This window comes from Rhodoplanes sp. Z2-YC6860 (assembly GCF_001579845.1).
GTDB lineage: Bacteria > Pseudomonadota > Alphaproteobacteria > Rhizobiales > Xanthobacteraceae > Z2-YC6860.
In genome coordinates this window covers 569756-586358 of the sequence record NZ_CP007440.1, presented here as the reverse complement: position 1 = coordinate 586358, position 16603 = coordinate 569756, and the positions used below count along the sequence as shown (strand labels likewise).

The window sequence follows — 16603 nt, the reverse complement described above, 5'->3', positions numbered from 1 at the left end:
ATGATTCGCGAGATAAGCCCGTGGCCGACGACGATCTGAGCGCGCCTCTCGGCCGCGCCGCCAAGACCAAACGGCTTGGTTTCAAGCTGCCGCCGAACCTTCTGTCCTACGGGCTGACCGCCGTGCCGGCGCTGTTCATCTGCGCCTACGCGGGCTGGGCCATCATGGTCAGCGATCCCATCGGCGGCGAGCCGTCCGTCATGGTGGCGACCGGCCTCGGACCGGCAAAGCCGGGCGCAGCCTCGCCTGCGGGCGCTCCCATGAGCGGCCAGGGCGGCGGCCAAGCCAGCACACAAAGCCCGCGCAGCTATGACGGCCCCGGCAACGCCGGTGCACTCCCGCCGCAGACACAGACCACGGCCGCTCCGGCGCAGCCGGCCGATGCGCCGCCCGCCGGCGGAAGCCGCAACACCGTCACCATCATCGACGGCAGCACCGGCAAGCGCCAGGAGGTCGCGATCCCGGCTTCGGCCGCAGGCGAAACGCGCGCGCCGGCCGAGCAACGCCTCCTTGAACCGTCGCGCCATGGTGCGATCCCGCGCGTCACGCCGGACGGCGTCCGGCCGGCCGAGGCTTATGCCAAGCCGCTCAGTCCGGCGGCGCTCAAGAAGAACGGCCCGCGGGTCGCCATCGTGCTCACCGGCTTGGGCGTCAGCTCGACCCTCACCCAGCAGGCGATCGAGCGCTTGCCCGGTCCGGTGACGTTGGCCTTCATGCCCTACGGCGCCGACGTCGAGAGTAGCGTGTTGCGCGCACGCACGCAGGGCCACGAGATTCTGCTGCAGGCGCCGATGGAGCCGTTCGACTACCCGGACAACGACCCCGGCCCGCAGACGCTGCTGGCGTCGATGACCGCCGATCAGAACATGGACCGCCTGTACTGGCTGATGAGCCGATTCCAGGGCTATGTCGGCCTCGTCAACTACATGGGCGCGCGCTTCACCTCGACCGAGCAGGCGCTGGCGCCGATCATGCGCGAGACCGCGCGGCGCGGGCTCATCTTTGTCGACGACGGCGCTTCGGCACGCAGCCTCGCCTCGCAGATCGCGAGCGTGAACAACGTGCCGTTCGCCAAATCCGAGATCGCGCTCGATGCGGTGCCGACGGTGGCGCAGATCGATCGCGCCCTGATCCGGCTCGAAGCCGCCGCGCGCGAGCATGGCTTTGCGGTCGGCGTCGCGACCGCGATGCCGACTTCGATCGAGCGCATCGCGCTCTGGGCCAAGACCGCGGAAGGCCGCGGCGTCGTGCTGGTGCCGATCACGGCGGTGGCGCTGAAGCCCAAATCGAGCTGAGACAACTCGAGCTGACGCTCTCCCCCTTGACCGTCCAGCGTGACGGGTGCACCGCTAGGGTCTGATTCAACGAAGTTGAATCAGACCCGTCGCTCTTTCTCTTGTTTGAGCATGATCTTTTCCGAAAACCGTTTCACACTTTTCGGGATCATGCTCGAACGCGTTGCATCCGGACGCGAGCCCGCCATGTCGGACTACGAATATCTGCCGTATCGCCCGTGCGCAGGCCTGTGCGTGATCAACCGCAAAGGCCTGGTGTTCATCGGCCGCAGGGCCGAAGGCCCCGAACACATCGACGCGACGCATGTGTGGCAGATGCCGCAGGGCGGCATCGACGAAGGCGAGAAGCCTTATCCCGCGGCGCTGCGCGAGCTGTTCGAAGAGACCAGCATCAAGTCGATCGAGAGGCTCGGCGAGATCAAGGACTGGCTGACCTACGACATCCCGAAGAAGATCGGCACCAAAGCCTGGAAGGGCAAGTACCGCGGCCAGAAGCAGAAGTGGTTCGCGCTGCGCTTCACCGGCCGGGACAGCGAGATCAACATCACGACACCGGGCGACGGCCACGACCCGGAGTTCATCGACTGGCGCTGGGAGCCGATGGAAAACCTTCCCGACCTCGTGGTGCCGTTCAAGCGCGACACCTACGAGCAGGTCGTGAAGGCGTTTTCGAAATTCACGAAGTAGGTTTTTTCACCCGGCCCATCGCATCCACGCGGTCGCTCGCCGGGCAAGCGACCGCTAGTGCATGGCGGTGCCTTCAAGGTGGTCATCGAGCGCCTTGAAGTGATCGAGCCGGGTGATCTCGCGATCGAGCTCGGAGCCTTCCATATCCTTGGTTCGCTCTTCCATATCGGCGATCTGCTTCTTCAGCTCGGCGCGGTCGACATCCTGGAGCGAGGTCGCCACGTCGGCCAGCAAGGTGAGCCCGTTCGGGCCCACTTCGGCAAGCCCGCCCAGCACAACGATCTGACTGTGCTGGCCGCCATCGGAATAGACCGTGACGATGCCCGGCCGCAGCAGCGAGATCAGCGGCGCATGGCCGGCGAACACGCCGAAGTCACCCTCGGCGCCCGGGATATCGACCTGATCGACCTCGCCGGAGAACGCGATCTTCTCGGGCGAGACGAGTTCGAAATGAAAGGTGGCCATGCTGCTGCCTGCTTACGCTTCCGCCGCGAGCTTCTTGCCCTTCTCGATGGCTTCTTCGATGCTGCCGACCATGTAGAAGGCTGCCTCCGGCAGGTGATCGTACTTGCCTTCGACCAGACCCTTGAAGCCCTTGATGGTGTCCTGCAGGTCGACGAGCTTGCCCGGCGAACCGGTGAACACCTCGGCGACGAAGAACGGCTGCGAAAGGAAGCGCTCGATCTTGCGGGCGCGCGCCACCGCGAGCTTGTCCTCTTCGGAGAGCTCGTCCATGCCCAGAATGGCGATGATGTCCTGCAGCGCCTTGTAGCGCTGCAGCACCTGCTGCACCGAACGAGCCACCGCGTAGTGCTCCTCCCCGATGATCAGCGGCGAGAGCATGCGCGAGGTCGAGTCGAGCGGATCCACCGCCGGATAGATGCCCTTCGCGGCGATGTCGCGCGACAGCACGGTGGTGGCGTCCAAGTGCGCGAACGAAGCGGCAGGCGCCGGGTCGGTCAAGTCGTCGGCCGGCACGTAAATCGCCTGCACCGAGGTGACCGAGCCCTTGGTCGTGGTGGTGATGCGCTCCTGCAGCGCGCCCATGTCGGTGGCGAGCGTCGGCTGATAGCCCACCGCCGAAGGAATACGGCCGAGCAGCGCCGACACTTCCGAGCCGGCCTGCGTGAAGCGGAAGATGTTGTCGACGAAGAACAGCACGTCCTGACCCTGGTCGCGGAAGTGCTCGGCGACGGTGAGGCCCGAGAGGCCGACGCGGGCGCGGGCGCCCGGCGGCTCGTTCATCTGGCCGTACACCAGCGCGCACTTGGAGCCGGCGGTCGAGCCGTTGTTCTTCTTCGGGTCCTTGTTGACGCCGGACTCGATCATCTCGTGATAGAGGTCGTTGCCCTCGCGGGTGCGCTCGCCGACGCCGGCGAACACCGAATAGCCGCCGTGCGCCTTCGCGATGTTGTTGATCAGCTCCATGATCAGCACGGTCTTGCCGACGCCGGCGCCACCGAACAGGCCGATCTTGCCGCCCTTTGCGTAAGGCGCGAGCAGGTCCACGACCTTGATGCCGGTGACGAGAATTTCCGATTCGGTCGACTGCTCGGTGTAGGCCGGCGCCTCCTGATGGATGGCGCGGCGGGTCTTGGTTGGCACCGGGCCGGCCTCGTCGACCGGATCGCCGATCACGTTGATGATACGCCCGAGGCACTCATCGCCCACCGGCACCGAGATCGGCGCGCCGGTGTCGGTGCATTCCTGGCCGCGCACCAGACCCTCCGAGGTGTCCATCGCGATGGTGCGGACGGTGTTCTCGCCGAGATGCTGGGCGACTTCGAGCACCAGGCGGTTGCCGCCGTTCTTGGTCTCCAGCGCGTTCAGGATCGGCGGCAGGTGATCTTCGAACTGCACGTCGACGACGGCGCCGATGACCTGGGTGATCTTTCCGACTGCGTTCGGGGTCGCCATGCTTCTCTCCTTCAGACTTCGTCGCTCAGACCACGGTCAACGTGACCGGCACGTTGTTGCGCGTGGCGCGCGAATAGGGGCAAATCTTGTGGGCGTCTTCGACCAGGGCCTGCACCTTGGCCTTGTCGGCGCCCGGGATCGTGACCTTCAGCTCGGCCTTGAAGCCGAAGCTGATCTCATCCTTGTCCATCGTGACCTGGCAGGTGACGCGGGCGTCCTGGCCGTCGAGGCCGTGCTTCTTCGATAGCGCGAGGATCGCCTGGCCGAAGCAGGCCGACCAGCCGAGCGCGAACAGCTGCTCGGGATTGTGGCCCTCGCCGTTGCCGCCGAATTCCTTCTGCAGGCCCATCGCCAGCGACAGACCGCCATTCTCGAGAATCGCACGGCCGTTGCGGCCGCCTTTGGTCGTCGCTGAAACAACGTATGCCATGAGCGTGCTCCGAGCGTCCTTACAGGGCCTCGGCGCCGGAGATGATCTCGATCAGCTCCTTGGTGATCATCGCCTGACGCGTGCGGTTGTACGTGATGGTCTGCTTGCGGATCATTTCGCCGGCGTTGCGCGTGGCGTTGTCCATCGCCGACATGCGCGCGCCCTGCTCGGACGCGGCGTTTTCCAAGAGCGCGCGGAACACCTGCACCGAGATGTTGCGCGGCAAGAGCTCGGTGAGAATGTCGAGCTCGTCCGGCTCGTACTCGTAAACCGCGGCCGGGCCGCCGTCGCCCTTTGGCGCCTCGAACACCGGCGGCACGATCTGCAGCGCGGTCGGGATCTGCTGCACGACCGAACGGAAACGCGAGAAGAACAGCGTGGCGACGTCAAACTCGCCCTTCTCGTAAAGCTCGATGATCTTCTTGCCGACCTGAGCGGCGTGCTCGAAGGCGAGCGACTTCACGCGCAGCTCGATCACCTCGATGATCTGCGACGCATACTGGCGGCGAAGCTGATCGGCGCCCTTGCGGCCGACGCAGAGAATTTTCACGGTCTTGCCGGCCGCCTGCAACGCGTTGATCTTCTCGCGCGCGAGACGGACGATCGACGAGTTGAAACCGCCGCACAGGCCGCGCTCGGCGGTGCAAACCACCAGCAGATGAGTCTGGTCCGAACCGGTGCCGGCGAGCAGCTTCGGCGCCGAGCTCATGTCGGTCACCGAGGCCGCGATGTTGCCCAGCACCTTCTCCATGCGCTCGGCGTAAGGCCGCGCGGCTTCCGCCGCGACCTGCGCACGGCGCAGCTTCGACGCTGCGACCATCTGCATGGCCTTGGTGATCTTCTGCGTCGCCTTGGTGGAGGCGATGCGGACCCGCATGTCTTTAAGAGAGGCCATCTTTAGCTCGGTCTATCCTCTTGCTCGGTCCTTCCCCCTCCCCCTTGCAGGGGGAGGGAGCGCACCGCCCGTAAGGCGGCACGCAGGCATCAGGCGAACGTCTTGGCGTAGCCGTCGACCACGCCCTTCAGCTTCTTCTCGTTGTCGCCGGAAAGATCGTTGGTCTTGCGGATGTCTTCCAGAATCTCGTTGTTCTTGGTCCGCACCAGCGACAGCAAGCCGTCCTCGAACGCGCGAACGCGGTTCACCGGGATCGGATCGAGATAGCCGTTGACGCCGGCGTAGATCACCACGACCTGCTCTTCCATCTTCAGCGGCGAGAACTGCGGCTGCTTCAGGAGTTCGGTCAGACGCGCGCCGCGGTTCAAGAGGCGCTGCGTGGTGGCGTCGAGGTCAGAGCCGAACTGCGCGAACGCCGCCATTTCGCGGTACTGCGCGAGCTCGCCCTTGATCTTGCCGGCGACCTTCTTCATCGCCTTGGTCTGCGCCGACGAGCCGACGCGCGACACCGAGAGGCCGACGTTCACGGCCGGACGGATGCCCTGATAGAACAGGTCGGTCTCCAGGAAGATCTGGCCGTCGGTGATCGAAATCACGTTGGTTGGAATGTAGGCCGACACGTCGTTGGCCTGCGTCTCGATGACCGGCAGCGCGGTCAGCGAGCCCGCGCCCGCGGCGTCGCCCATCTTGGCGGAGCGCTCGAGCAGACGCGAGTGGAGATAGAACACGTCGCCCGGATAGGCCTCACGGCCCGGCGGGCGGCGCAGCAGCAGCGACATCTGGCGGTACGCGACGGCCTGCTTGGACAGATCGTCATAGATGATCACGGCGTGCATGCCGTTGTCGCGGAAGAACTCGCCCATGGTGCAGCCCGCGAACGGCGCCAGGAACTGCATCGGCGCCGGGTCGGAGGCGGTGGCGGCGATGACGATGGAGTATTCCATCGCGCCCTGCTCCTCGAGCACCTTCACGAACTGTGCGACGGTCGAGCGCTTCTGGCCGACCGCGACATACACGCAGTACAGCTTGATCTTCTCGTCCGGCTGCGCGTTGAGCGGCTTCTGGTTGAGGATCGTGTCGAGCGCGATCGCGGTCTTGCCGGTCTGGCGGTCGCCGATGATCAGCTCGCGCTGGCCGCGGCCGATCGGGATCAGCGCATCGACAGCCTTGAGGCCGGTCGCCATCGGCTCGTGCACCGACTTGCGCGGAATGATGCCCGGCGCCTTGACGTCCACGCGGGCGCGCTTGTCGGCCTTGATCGGGCCCTTGCCGTCGATCGGGTTGCCGAGCGCGTCGACCACGCGGCCGAGCAGGCCCTTGCCGACCGGCACGTCCACGATGGCGCGGGTGCGCTTGACGGTCTGGCCTTCCTTGATCTCGCGGTCGTTGCCGAAGATCACGATACCGACGTTGTCGGTTTCGAGGTTCAGCGCCATGCCGCGGACGCCGTTCTCGAACTCGACCATCTCGCCGGCCTGGACGTTGTCGAGGCCGTAGACGCGGGCGATGCCGTCGCCGACGGACAGCACCTGCCCGACCTCGGTGACCTCAGCCTCCTGACCAAAATTCTTGATCTGGTCCTTCAGGATGGCGGTGATTTCTGCGGCGCGGATATCCATCAGCCTGCCTCTTTCATCGCGTGCTTGATCGCATTGAGTTTGGTGCGGAGCGAGCTGTCGACCATGCGGGAGCCGAGTTTCACGGTCAGCCCGCCGATGATCGACGGATCGATCTTGACGTTGAGGTCGACCGCCTTCTGGCCGGTGATCGACTTGAGCGTTTCTTTGATCTCATTGAGCCGGGCGTCGGAAAGCTTTTCGGCGACCGTCACCTCGGCGGTCACCTCGCCCTTCCAGCGCGCCACGAGCTTCCTGAAGTCGCGGATCATGTCGCGGACCGCGAACAGCCTGCGGTTCGCGGTGATCAGCTTGAGGAAGTTGCCGGCGAGCCCGCCGATGCCGGACTTGTCCAGCACCGCGGCGATCGCCTTGCCCTGCTCCTCGGCGCCGAACACCGGGCTCCGCACCAGGCGGTGCAGGTCCGGGCTCTCCGAAATCAGCGCGTCGAATTTTTCCAGGTCGGCTTTGACGGCATCGACGGACTTGTTGTCGAGCGCCAGTTCGAACAGCGCCCGCGCATAACGCCCTGCCATGCCGGATACAGTGGGATCGTCGCCTGCCACGTCAGCTTGCTCTTGGAATTCAATCCGCAGGCTCGGCACCGGCCAATCGGGCGCGGCGCAAACCCTTGGATTTCAAGGGGATTTTTGGGACCCTCCGGGCCGTCGCCGGACCCTGAGAAAATCGCGTGGTTCCGGTAACATAGCCGCCGCTGTGGCGCAACATATCCGGGGGTAAAAGCCGCGCTGGAGCGCGGTTTTGGGGAGGGGTGGGCTGCGGTGAAACCGGTTCGGGATCGGGAACCTGCGTCCGTCTTCGGCCCCCCAAACCGCTGCCCAAGCCCCTCTCAGGGTGGCCTCGGCCGAAATCGACCATCGAAGCCCGATGGTTTGAGCGTTGTGCGTCATCCCGGAGTGACGCGCCGGCGGCTGATGACCGAAGCCGACGCCCGGTAAATCGCAGCCTGGTGGTCCTGGTCCACATCGCCGCCGCGGCGTCCTCTGGTTCTTTTGAACCGCCTTTCTGAACTTTTCACGAGCCGATTGGCTCACGTCTTTGCAACTTGCATGGCCATGTGAAGCCTCGACGCTTCACGCTGGCGGGCCTGTCGTCGCTTCCGAATTTGCAGGGACGAACCGAATGGTGTCGCACCTTTCATTTCTGGCACGACAATCTCCGCCGACCACCGCTGCACGAATCCACAATCTTCCGGCGTTGAAGTCCGGTCCGCCGCAGTCAGCGCGCGTCGCTTCGCCCTAGGTGCACAAGTGAAAACAGTCCATCATAATCGCGAGCTGAATGGGCCGATTGTCTCGCAGCGAATCGTCAATCAAACCGTTGCAAGCCAGTCGTTAGAATTCCGACTCGGGAAGAAACTATGGAACAGGGTCAAAAGGATCCTCAAACCGTCACGCCAACCGGCGCTCGCGCCCAACCGTTCAACATACAAGGCGTTCGCACAATCGCTTTGAATAACGTGCTGACGCGGAGCGGCGCCGTCACGGAACTGTTTCGGACGGACTGGCCCGAGATTTCCATCAAACCAGGCCACGTTATCTTGGCCACTATGAATCCCGGCGCGATCACCGACTGGCACCGGCATACGCGCCAGACGGATCACCTGATTGCCATCGGCGGGAATATCAAATTGGTCCTATGGGACGGACGCGAAAATTCCGCAACCAGGGGACAGCACGACATCATTCGCTTTGGTGTCTTGCGACCGCTCATTGCGGTTATTCCTCCGGGCGTGTGGCACGGATTGCGCAATGAAAGCGGAGCGACCGCTCACTACATCAATGTCAACGATGTACCTTACGATCACTCCAATCCGGATAACTTCAGGCTGTCATCGGAGCATGGTCAAGCACCCGTCGATCTGTAGAGCGTATCCATGCCAGACGACATGGAATCATTTGGCCGGGATTTTCTTCTGACCCTGTTGACCACCGACCCCGCAGCGGCCGTTGAAGGGGAGAAGGCGGGAATCCAAAGAATTGGAATCGATATCGAGCGGCTTGGAAAGGCCGCCCGGCAGGCCGGGCACGATACCCGGGTCTCCGATCACACGTGGGACGATCTTTCGCAAATTGCGAGCGTGTTGCGTACGAGCGATGTTTTTGTCCGGCTGAACCCGCCGCATTCCGGGACCGTTGGCGAAATTGATGTCGCGATCGAGCGCGGGGCAACCGTTTTGATGCTGCCTTACTTTCAATCGGAGGCCGATGCAGCCGTCTTTGCAGATCATGTCGGAGGGCGAGCCCATACGATGCTGCTCGTTGAAACTCCTCGCTCGATTGTCCGCATTCAGGAGATCGCGGAAACCGCAGGCATCGATGAGATCATGATCGGCCTGAACGATCTGCGGCTCACTATGAATCTCGAGGGGTTTGAATTCGTTTGCTCTCCGCTGATGACCACAATTGCACGCATTGTGCAGGACTGCGGAAAGCGCTTCTCATTTGGCGGCTTGGGACGGCACGACGATACGACTCTGCCAGTCAATCCCGATCTTCTCTACGCTCAGTACCCAAGGCTGGGCGCGACCGGAGCGTGGCTTTCCAGGTCGTTCTTCCAAAATCCGCCGGTAAACTGGACGGTGAAAGATGGGGTCGAGTCGCTGAGAGCGCGCCTGTCCTTTTGGGCCGGACAGTCCGAACATGACCTCGTCCGCGCGAAACAACGCCTCGCGTCACAATCTATCGGTTCCAAAACCTAGGCTTCTCAAGGAACGGCCGACAGGCCCGAGCAACCTCGTTCGAGGAATATCGCACCATTTGTCCCGCCCCGGATGACGTTTATGCTCCCAAGGCTCGCGTTTGATGTCGGTGGACCCTCGCTCAAGGCGAGCCCACTGGTCCCGAAGCTTCTCCTCTGACCACGTGTATTGAACCCCCCACTGGTTCTCCAGATCCTTTGGGCGCTGGCGCGTGAGGTAAAGCTTGTGACGGGCGACAACGCGCGAGACGTCCAGGAAATGAAAATGCAGCAAAAAAAGTTCGTCAGAGTCGGGTGCCAACACTCGCCCCTCAAATGCAGCATGATGGAGGCCGATCTCGAAGTTTGTTCTGTCAATTTCATTCGGATCGAAAATACTCAATTTCGTACAAGTTCTGTCTGGCATTCCCGTTGAACAGAAATCGAAAAGCGAAACTCCATCGTCGTTTGGAAACGAGTTGGAGATCATCTGAAAACCCAAAGCGGAGATGACCGTAACGGAGTTTGCTTTGCACTTTCGCAAATACGGAATGATCCTAGGATGATAGAGATGCTCATCCAGATCGACGACGATGACCCAATCCGCTTTGCCTCGTGCTTCTTTCCAAATCTCGTTCTGCAAGTCGAGCTGAGACGCTATTCGAGACGCGGGGTCTGAGTAGGGTGGCTGCGATCTGACTTCCGTACGAGGATGGGCACGAAGTAAGGCTAAGGAATTGTCTTCCGATCCATCGTCATAGACAAAATAACGATCCACCCAAGGATCGTAGTTCTTGAAAAAGAACGGCAGCATGTGAGCATCGTTCCAGCATCGGGTGTAGAGATGGATGGTCATATGATTTCGAAGATGTTTCGACTGTGAGCTTGGGAACACCGTAACGCATGTCTTCTCATCCTGGCCCTTCGAAAGTTTGTCGCAGAGAGACATTCGGAGCCGATGCAGTCGGCACCGCCTCCCAGACGAACGAATTGTCCGTCCCCGATGAGGGGGCCGCCTTCAGTGGCAGGGCGGTCGGGTGAAAGCGAGTGCAAACACGTTGCGCAGCAGCGGGAAGCCCCACCACGCTTGTTGGCAGGGCTTCCGGAGAGGGACGGCGCTAAGTTCGCTTGGAGCGTCGCGTCGTCCTCGTTTCAGGTGCCGCTGAAGCCGTCCGGATCGTCATGCGATGCCAGCACGAGGGCGCCCATCGCCAGCACAGCGGACAGAAATGCGCCTGTCAGCAGGAGAGACATGAGCCACCTCACTGCGGCATGCGTCCGCCATCGCTGCGCCCCTTTGAGAGTACAGCGGCGGCAACCGCGGCGTCCTCGACAAGGCCAGGCGCTTCCTCCTCGATCTGCTTCAGGGCGTCGAAAATGCGTCGCATTCCCGGCTGGCGCAGATCATCCAGCTTCATCCATTTTCTGTCCGGCATGGCTACATGCTCCGGGATGGTGCTGCAGCGTTCGAGGACACGTGCGTGTCGGCGCCGGCCGACGGCAGGATAAAGTGGCCGGCCGAAGCCGTGTCGCGCCCGAGCGGAAGGTCGCCCTTCGGCAGCTTGGTTTTCGTATTCAGGTCCAGCCACGGCACCGCCGGCGCGGGAGACGACAGATACGTCTGTGGTCTCCGTTCCTGCCAGTCGCTTCTTTGAAGAACGCTCTGGCCCGACGCATGAGGCATCCAAAGTAAGGCCGCGATGGCAGCGACGAATAAGCGCGTCATGGCCCACCTCACGCGAACGGAGAACGGCCGCGGTCGTTCGCATGGTACAAGTCCTTCCAGCGGCGAGCGCGGTTGATAAATTTCCCGTAGTTCGGTTTTGCCGCGGCCTCGCCATCCAGACACTTCAGCGCGTCCATGATGTCATCGAAGCGAATGAGGGGTACGGACGGCGGACTTCGCAGCTCCGGGGCCGCTTCGACGGCGCAGGCATCGGAGGCCCAGGATGCGAGAATCGCTCGCTTCTCTTGCGCGGTCATGTCCGGATCGTTGACGACCTCCATGGGGGTCCGGAATGCCCCGGCGGGATGGAGGAGAAGGTCGAGTTCAAATTCCTTTCGATTGGCTGTTTCGGTCATGGGCCACATCCTTCGTAAGCGACATGGGTCGAAGCGGGAATGTCCCGCAACAGGCCCGATTGGGCGCCTGTCGGCGGACCGATTTAGAAAACCGCTTTTCGCTTTCAAGAGGAGGCGCCGAAAAATTTCAGCGCATGTGACGCGTGCTGTTTTTCGCAGCGCAAAAACTTTTTCCGATGCGCGCCCCTCTTGAAATGCCGTCTTGCTTTTCTAGCTCGACAGCCGCCGCACATCGCGGTGCCGGACGCCCCGATCGGGGTCCGGCGAACCGGGCGCCGGATCGGTGTCTGGCGCTCATGACCACCATGTTGCTCATGTGGAGGATATGGCTATGAGGACTTTCGACCCCACCCCCTTCTGGCGTTCGACCGTTGGTTTCGATCGCCTCCTCGACTTGATGAATGAATCGGCCCGTTGGTCGGCCGATGACAGCTACCCGCACTACAACATCGAGCGGACAGGCGAAGACCACTATCGGATCTCGCTCGCCCTTGCGGGCTTCAGCCCCGACGAGATCACGATAACCGCGGAGCAGAACGTGCTGACCGTGGAAGGCAACAAGGCCCAGAAGGCGCAGACCGAGTACCTCTATCAAGGCATCTCGGCTCGGCCGTTTCGCCGGGTGTTCAGCCTCGCCGACTACGTGCAAGTGAACGGCGCGTCGTTCGAGGACGGTCTCCTGAAGGTCGATCTTGTGCGCGAGGTGCCAGAGGCGATGAAGCCGCGTCGCATCGCGATCAACGGCAGCGTCTCTCGGCCAACCATCGAGCAGAAGAAGGCTGCCTGAGCGGCAAGCCGTTCGGCCATTGTCCCGCGGCGCTTAGCACCGCGGGACAATGGCGCGCGTGGGACGATGCTCGCGCTGCTGTATGCGCGTTGCAGGCCGCGTCGTGCTTTCCCCGTTCCCTCGCGAGCAAAACTGCGGCGAGGTTTCGGAAGCGTCGCAGCCGCCGAGGCGCGGAGGCGAACGAGACGTTGCACGTTCGCGCAGTGCCCGAACTTGAGGCGGGGAGAGAGTGAGCCGAATTTTTCGCTTTGCATTCTCGCAAATCACGAGTAGACGCGAATTTGCCTCGCTCACTGAGGGCGTCATCTAGAGACGTCTGTTTGGCGGAGCGGGGTGTGGCGCCTGCAGGCGTGGCTCGTGACCACGTCCCAGGGTGTGCGGTCATCGTCCGTCCCCGATGAGGGGGCCGCCTTCAGTGGCAGGGCGCGGTCGGGTGAAAGCGGAAGCAAATGCCCCCTGGAGCATGGTGGGTGAAAGCCCAGCCGGTCCGATCGAATCTCGAACGGTGGCCTCGCAATAAATCGCCACAAGTGGAGCGCCGGGAGGCGAGCGGGCTTCGCAAAAAGCCCGCGGCACCTCCCAAGGGTGCCGACGACCACGTAGCGCCAACCGGCGCTCCGCGCCCTCACGCATGTGAGGGACCAGGAAGAATAGAGGCGCTGGCCCCGCGCCCGCTTTGAAGGGGCCGATGAATCACGCCTGGATGGCTGCGGATGCGACACGCGGGAGCGGGTCGCGGAGCTGAAGCCTGCGGGCATTCGATGAGGCGGCTGTGGCGCCTCCGTCACGGCCGCCCGGGCTGAAGGAGGTGCAGGTCCATGGCGAGGGAACCTTTTCGGCCCGCGCGAGTCGTCGCATCACGTCGGCGCCCGCCGGCGGTCCACCCTCGAACCGAGCGCCCCACCCCATGCTGAGTCCGGCCGGTCTATTCAAAAGCAGCGAGGCGACCGCCCCCGCCGCGGGCTCGGGTCTGCGGCTCTGCCTGCGCAGCGTCACCGCGCAGGCCCACGCGCGGCTCGACCGCCAACTCGGCTCGCTCGATCTGGCAGCCCTCCACGGCTATCGGCAATTCCTGGAGATCAACGCCGCCGCGCTTCTCCCCCTGGAAACGTCGCTTGCCGCCGCTGACGTCGCCAGACTCCTGCCCGATTGGGACATGCGGTCCCGCACGGCCGCGATCCTGGACGATCTCGCGTGCGTGGATGGCCACGCCGACCCGCTGCCCCCTCCCGCCCCGCTCGACGCCGGCGGCGTGCTCGGCACGCTGTATGTTCTGGAGGGCTCGCGCCTCGGCGCGCGGGTGCTGCTGAACGCCATCAAGCATTCCCCCGACGCCCGCGTGCTCCACGCCACGGCGTTTCTGCGTCACGGCGCGGGACAGCACTTCTGGCCGAGCTTCCTGGCCATCCTGGATAGCGATCATTCGGCCCGTCACGAGAGCAGTGCCATTGACGGCGCGATCCAGGCTTTCGCCATGTTCGAGCGCGCGGCTGCGCGCGTGTTCGGCCCAAACTTCGCCGGATCAAGCTTCGCCGGTCCCAGCTTTGCCGCGGGACGCGCGACGGCATGAATCCGCAAGTCGATCTGACCAATTGCGACCGTGAGCCGATCCACGTTCCGGGCAGCATACAGCCGTTCGGATTCCTGCTCACGGTGCTGTCCGATTTCTCCATCTGCATCGCCTCGGAGAATGTCGGTCACCATCTCGGCCGCGACGGGGCCGACGTCATCCAGCGGCCGCTCGACGAGGTGCTGTCCCCGGCGGCGATCAAGGCGATCCGCGCCCGCATCGATCACCTGACCGGACCGGACGCAGTCGAGCGCATCTTCGGTCTGACGCTCACGGCCGGCGGCAAGCCGTTCGATCTCGCGATCCACTTTTCCGGCGCCTACCTGATCATCGAGGGCGAGCCGAGCATCGCCGAGCCGGACGTCAATTCCGGCGAGCTGGTGCGGCTGATGCTCGGGCGCGTGCGCAAGACGCGCTCGATGACGGAGCTCGCGCAGGAGGCGGCGCGCCAGTTGAAGACCCTCACCGGCTTCGACCGCGTGATGGTCTATCGCTTCCACGCGGACGGCTCCGGCGAGGTGATGGCCGAGGTCGCGGGCGGCGGGCTCGAGCCGTTCCTCGGCCTGCACTATCCGGCCTCCGACATTCCGCGGCAGGCACGCATCCTCTATCAGCGCAACTGGCTGCGCATCATCTCCGACATCAACGCCCCGGCGACCCTGCTGTTGTCCGCCCCGACGCACACCGCCACGCTGCTCGACCTGTCGATGAGCGTGCTGCGCTCGGTGTCGCCGATACACATCGAGTATCTGCGCAACATGGGCGTCGGCGCCTCGATGTCGGTGTCGATCCTGCGCGAAGGGAAGCTGTGGGGGCTGTTCGCCTGCCACCATTATTCGCCGCGACACATCTCGTTCGAGCGGCGCACCGCCGCCGAGCTGTTCGGCCAGATGTTCTCCTTCATTCTGGAAGGCCGCGAGCGCGAGGTCGACATCAATTACGAATCCCGCGCCCATCAGGTGCAGGAGCGGCTGATGGAGATCGCGGCGACGCACGCGCACTCCAGCGGCGCCATCGCGGACTTCGTGGAGGACTATCGCAAGATGATCGAGTGCGACGGCGTCGCGGTGTGGTCGGACGGCCACGTCACGCTGTCCGGCGCGACGCCGACCCAGGACGAGGTCAAGGAGGTCGTGCAGTTCGTCAATCGCACCTCGCCGGGCCGCATCTGCGCCACCTCCGAGATCGCCAAGCTTTATGCGTCGGGTGAAGCTTTCCGCGACCGCGCCGCGGGCTTCCTCGCCATCCCGATCTCGCGCACGCCGCGCGACTGCCTGATCTTCTTCCGCCGCGAACAGGCGCGCTCGGTCAAATGGGCCGGCGACCCGAACAAGTCGTATTCCGAAGGCCCGCTCGGCCCGCGTCTCACGCCGCGCAAGAGCTTCGAGATCTGGCAGGAGACCGTGCGCGGCCAGTCCACGCCGTGGACCTCGGCAGATCTGCGCATCGCCGAAAGCCTGCGCATCACTCTGCTCGAGGTGATCCTGCAGCTTGCCGATCTGGCGGCGCGCGAGCGGCGTACCGCGCAGGAGCGCCAGGAGCTGATGGTCGCCGAGCTCAATCACCGGGTTCGCAACATTCTCAGCCTCGTGCGCGGCCTGGTGAACCAGAGCAAGAGCACGACGAACAGCGCCGAGGAGTTTGCGAGCGTTCTCGGCGGGCGCATCCAGGCGCTGGCGCGCGCGCACGATCAGATCACCAGCCTGAACTGGGCGCCGGCGGCGCTGCGCGCGCTCGTGGAGTCGGAGGCCGGCGCCTATCTCGGCGACCGCGCTGGCCGCGTGTCGATGGGCGGTCCGGACGTGGCGCTAGATCCCAAGGCGTTCTCCACGATGGCGTTGGTGGTTCACGAGATGATGACCAACTCCGCGAAGTACGGCGCGCTCGCCGATTCGACCGGCAAGGTCGAAGTGTCGTGGAGACTCGACGCGAATTCGAGCCTGATCATCGATTGGAGCGAGAGCGGCGGCCCACCGGTGCAGCCGCCGTCGCGGCGCGGCTTCGGCACCACCATCATCGAGCGTTCGATCCCGTTCGACCTGAACGGCGACGCCGAGCTTCGTTTCGATCTGCTGGGCGTGCAGGCCAAGTTCACGATCCCGGCCAATTACGTGGAGGTGGTTTCGCTGATGACGCCGTCGCAGCAGCAACGCGAGGCTGAGCAGGCGCCGGAGCCAGGGCTTTCCGGCACCGCGCTGATCGTCGAGGACAACCTGATCATCGCCATGAGCGCCGAAGTCATCCTGCTGGAGGCTGGCGCGCGCCATGTCGAAACCGCGGCGAACGTGAAAGAGGCGATGGCCTCGATCGATCGCGCGGTGCCGAGCTTCGCCCTGCTCGATCTCAATCTCGGCGCCGAGAACAGCATCGCGGTCGGCCGCAGGCTTCAGGACCTGAAGGTGCCGTTCATCTTCGCCACCGGCTACGGCGAGCGCGCGCCGATCCCGGCCGAACTCGGCAAGGTGCCGGTGATCCAGAAGCCCTACACCGACGACACCATCCAAGCCGCGCTGCGCAAGCTCAAGCTGACGAAGGCCACCGAGCCGGCTTGAGTTGAACGATGCGCGATTTGCGCTTTGCGCTGCAGCGACTCAGATGTATGTGCCCGCGTGTGACGGGCTGTT

Annotated in this window: 17 protein-coding genes; 7 read left to right on the top strand and 10 right to left on the bottom strand. The window is 63.9% G+C overall.

Features of this window, described 5'->3' with window-relative positions:
* Nucleotides 1–20: 20 nt before the first annotated feature.
* Nucleotides 21–1295: a divergent polysaccharide deacetylase family protein gene (locus tag RHPLAN_RS02785; RefSeq protein WP_068013625.1), complete on the top strand. Its 1275-nt coding sequence runs from the start codon at nucleotides 21–23 to the stop codon at nucleotides 1293–1295.
* Between the two features lie 186 nt (nucleotides 1296–1481).
* Nucleotides 1482–1982 carry an RNA pyrophosphohydrolase gene (locus tag RHPLAN_RS02780; RefSeq protein WP_068030462.1) on the top strand — a complete coding sequence of 167 codons (501 nt, stop codon included), beginning with the start codon at nucleotides 1482–1484 and terminating at the stop codon, nucleotides 1980–1982.
* Between the two features lie 54 nt (nucleotides 1983–2036).
* On the opposite strand, the gene RHPLAN_RS02775 is transcribed toward RHPLAN_RS02780, so the two are convergent.
* The 6 genes from RHPLAN_RS02775 to RHPLAN_RS02750 all read right to left on the bottom strand — a co-directional run bounded on the left by RHPLAN_RS02775 (nucleotide 2037) and on the right by RHPLAN_RS02750 (nucleotide 7406).
* Nucleotides 2037–2447, bottom strand: coding sequence for a F0F1 ATP synthase subunit epsilon (locus RHPLAN_RS02775; RefSeq protein WP_068013623.1), 411 nt, complete (start codon nucleotides 2445–2447; stop codon nucleotides 2037–2039).
* A 12-nt stretch (nucleotides 2448–2459) separates the two neighbouring features.
* Nucleotides 2460–3899, bottom strand: coding sequence for a F0F1 ATP synthase subunit beta (gene atpD / locus RHPLAN_RS02770; RefSeq protein ID WP_068013622.1), 1440 nt, complete (start codon nucleotides 3897–3899; stop codon nucleotides 2460–2462).
* Between the two features lie 25 nt (nucleotides 3900–3924).
* Nucleotides 3925–4329, bottom strand: coding sequence for an organic hydroperoxide resistance protein (locus tag RHPLAN_RS02765; protein WP_068013620.1), 405 nt, complete (start codon nucleotides 4327–4329; stop codon nucleotides 3925–3927).
* A 19-nt stretch (nucleotides 4330–4348) separates the two neighbouring features.
* On the bottom strand, nucleotides 4349–5224 hold the full coding sequence (locus RHPLAN_RS02760) for a F0F1 ATP synthase subunit gamma (protein WP_068013618.1): 876 nt from the start codon (nucleotides 5222–5224) through the stop codon (nucleotides 4349–4351).
* 89 nt (nucleotides 5225–5313) lie between these two features.
* The gene (atpA, locus tag RHPLAN_RS02755) at nucleotides 5314–6843 is read right to left on the bottom strand and encodes a F0F1 ATP synthase subunit alpha (RefSeq protein ID WP_068013616.1); all 1530 of its coding nucleotides are present in this window, start codon (nucleotides 6841–6843) and stop codon (nucleotides 5314–5316) included.
* Nucleotides 6843–7406 carry a F0F1 ATP synthase subunit delta gene (locus tag RHPLAN_RS02750; protein ID WP_068030459.1) on the bottom strand — a complete coding sequence of 188 codons (564 nt, stop codon included), beginning with the start codon at nucleotides 7404–7406 and terminating at the stop codon, nucleotides 6843–6845. The genes atpA and RHPLAN_RS02750 overlap by 1 nt, the downstream gene beginning before the upstream one ends.
* Nucleotides 7407–8221: 815 nt before the next feature.
* Between RHPLAN_RS02750 and RHPLAN_RS02745 the strand changes: the two genes are divergently transcribed.
* Both RHPLAN_RS02745 and RHPLAN_RS02740 read left to right on the top strand, forming a co-directional pair.
* Nucleotides 8222–8728 (top strand): cupin domain-containing protein, encoded by a 507-nt coding sequence (locus RHPLAN_RS02745; RefSeq protein ID WP_068013615.1) that lies wholly within the window; start codon nucleotides 8222–8224, stop codon nucleotides 8726–8728.
* A 9-nt stretch (nucleotides 8729–8737) separates the two neighbouring features.
* On the top strand, nucleotides 8738–9562 hold the full coding sequence (locus RHPLAN_RS02740; RefSeq protein ID WP_068013613.1) for an aldolase/citrate lyase family protein: 825 nt from the start codon (nucleotides 8738–8740) through the stop codon (nucleotides 9560–9562).
* Here the strand turns inward: RHPLAN_RS02740 and RHPLAN_RS38095 are convergent.
* The 4 genes from RHPLAN_RS38095 to RHPLAN_RS02730 form a co-directional block, all read right to left on the bottom strand.
* Nucleotides 9536–10396, bottom strand: a complete 861-nt coding sequence (locus RHPLAN_RS38095) for a glycosyltransferase family 2 protein (protein WP_198164682.1) — start codon at nucleotides 10394–10396, stop codon at nucleotides 9536–9538. The two genes, RHPLAN_RS02740 and RHPLAN_RS38095, sit on opposite strands and share 27 nt — an antisense overlap.
* Nucleotides 10397–10802: 406 nt before the next feature.
* Nucleotides 10803–10976 carry a hypothetical protein gene (locus RHPLAN_RS38945; protein ID WP_157100017.1) on the bottom strand — a complete coding sequence of 58 codons (174 nt, stop codon included), beginning with the start codon at nucleotides 10974–10976 and terminating at the stop codon, nucleotides 10803–10805.
* A 2-nt stretch (nucleotides 10977–10978) separates the two neighbouring features.
* Nucleotides 10979–11266 (bottom strand): hypothetical protein, encoded by a 288-nt coding sequence (locus tag RHPLAN_RS02735; RefSeq protein WP_068013611.1) that lies wholly within the window; start codon nucleotides 11264–11266, stop codon nucleotides 10979–10981.
* 8 nt (nucleotides 11267–11274) lie between these two features.
* Nucleotides 11275–11622: a hypothetical protein gene (locus RHPLAN_RS02730; protein ID WP_157100016.1), complete on the bottom strand. Its 348-nt coding sequence runs from the start codon at nucleotides 11620–11622 to the stop codon at nucleotides 11275–11277.
* A gap of 331 nt (nucleotides 11623–11953) precedes the next feature.
* On the opposite strand from RHPLAN_RS02730, the gene RHPLAN_RS02725 reads away from it, so the two are divergent.
* The 3 genes from RHPLAN_RS02725 to RHPLAN_RS02715 all read left to right on the top strand — a co-directional run bounded on the left by RHPLAN_RS02725 (nucleotide 11954) and on the right by RHPLAN_RS02715 (nucleotide 16531).
* Nucleotides 11954–12409, top strand: a complete 456-nt coding sequence (locus RHPLAN_RS02725) for an Hsp20 family protein (RefSeq protein WP_068013607.1) — start codon at nucleotides 11954–11956, stop codon at nucleotides 12407–12409.
* Nucleotides 12410–13316: 907 nt separating this feature from the next.
* On the top strand, nucleotides 13317–13979 hold the full coding sequence (locus RHPLAN_RS02720) for a biliverdin-producing heme oxygenase (RefSeq protein WP_198164681.1): 663 nt from the start codon (nucleotides 13317–13319) through the stop codon (nucleotides 13977–13979).
* Entirely contained in the window at nucleotides 13976–16531 is a 2556-nt protein-coding gene (locus RHPLAN_RS02715) for an HWE histidine kinase domain-containing protein (RefSeq protein ID WP_068013605.1), read from the top strand. The genes RHPLAN_RS02720 and RHPLAN_RS02715 overlap by 4 nt, the downstream gene beginning before the upstream one ends.
* The last annotated feature ends 72 nt before the right edge of the window (nucleotides 16532–16603 follow it).

Bases quoted from the DNA above. Each gene is read 5' to 3' on its own strand.
- RHPLAN_RS02740 (WP_068013613.1), top strand. From the start codon at position 8,738: ATGCCAGACGACATGGAATCATTTGGCCGGGATTTTCTTCTGACCCTG.
- RHPLAN_RS02720 (WP_198164681.1), top strand. From the start codon at position 13,317: ATGCTGAGTCCGGCCGGTCTATTCAAAAGCAGCGAGGCGACCGCCCCC.
- RHPLAN_RS02775 (WP_068013623.1), bottom strand. From the start codon at position 2,447: ATGGCCACCTTTCATTTCGAACTCGTCTCGCCCGAGAAGATCGCGTTC.
- RHPLAN_RS38095 (WP_198164682.1), bottom strand. From the start codon at position 10,396: ATGACCATCCATCTCTACACCCGATGCTGGAACGATGCTCACATGCTG.
- RHPLAN_RS02715 (WP_068013605.1), top strand. From the start codon at position 13,976: ATGAATCCGCAAGTCGATCTGACCAATTGCGACCGTGAGCCGATCCAC.
- atpA (WP_068013616.1), bottom strand. From the start codon at position 6,843: ATGGATATCCGCGCCGCAGAAATCACCGCCATCCTGAAGGACCAGATC.
- RHPLAN_RS02730 (WP_157100016.1), bottom strand. From the start codon at position 11,622: ATGACCGAAACAGCCAATCGAAAGGAATTTGAACTCGACCTTCTCCTC.
- RHPLAN_RS38945 (WP_157100017.1), bottom strand. From the start codon at position 10,976: ATGCCGGACAGAAAATGGATGAAGCTGGATGATCTGCGCCAGCCGGGA.
- RHPLAN_RS02780 (WP_068030462.1), top strand. From the start codon at position 1,482: ATGTCGGACTACGAATATCTGCCGTATCGCCCGTGCGCAGGCCTGTGC.
- RHPLAN_RS02760 (WP_068013618.1), bottom strand. From the start codon at position 5,224: ATGGCCTCTCTTAAAGACATGCGGGTCCGCATCGCCTCCACCAAGGCG.
- RHPLAN_RS02765 (WP_068013620.1), bottom strand. From the start codon at position 4,329: ATGGCATACGTTGTTTCAGCGACGACCAAAGGCGGCCGCAACGGCCGT.
- atpD (WP_068013622.1), bottom strand. From the start codon at position 3,899: ATGGCGACCCCGAACGCAGTCGGAAAGATCACCCAGGTCATCGGCGCC.
- RHPLAN_RS02745 (WP_068013615.1), top strand. From the start codon at position 8,222: ATGGAACAGGGTCAAAAGGATCCTCAAACCGTCACGCCAACCGGCGCT.
- RHPLAN_RS02725 (WP_068013607.1), top strand. From the start codon at position 11,954: ATGAGGACTTTCGACCCCACCCCCTTCTGGCGTTCGACCGTTGGTTTC.
- RHPLAN_RS02735 (WP_068013611.1), bottom strand. From the start codon at position 11,266: ATGACGCGCTTATTCGTCGCTGCCATCGCGGCCTTACTTTGGATGCCT.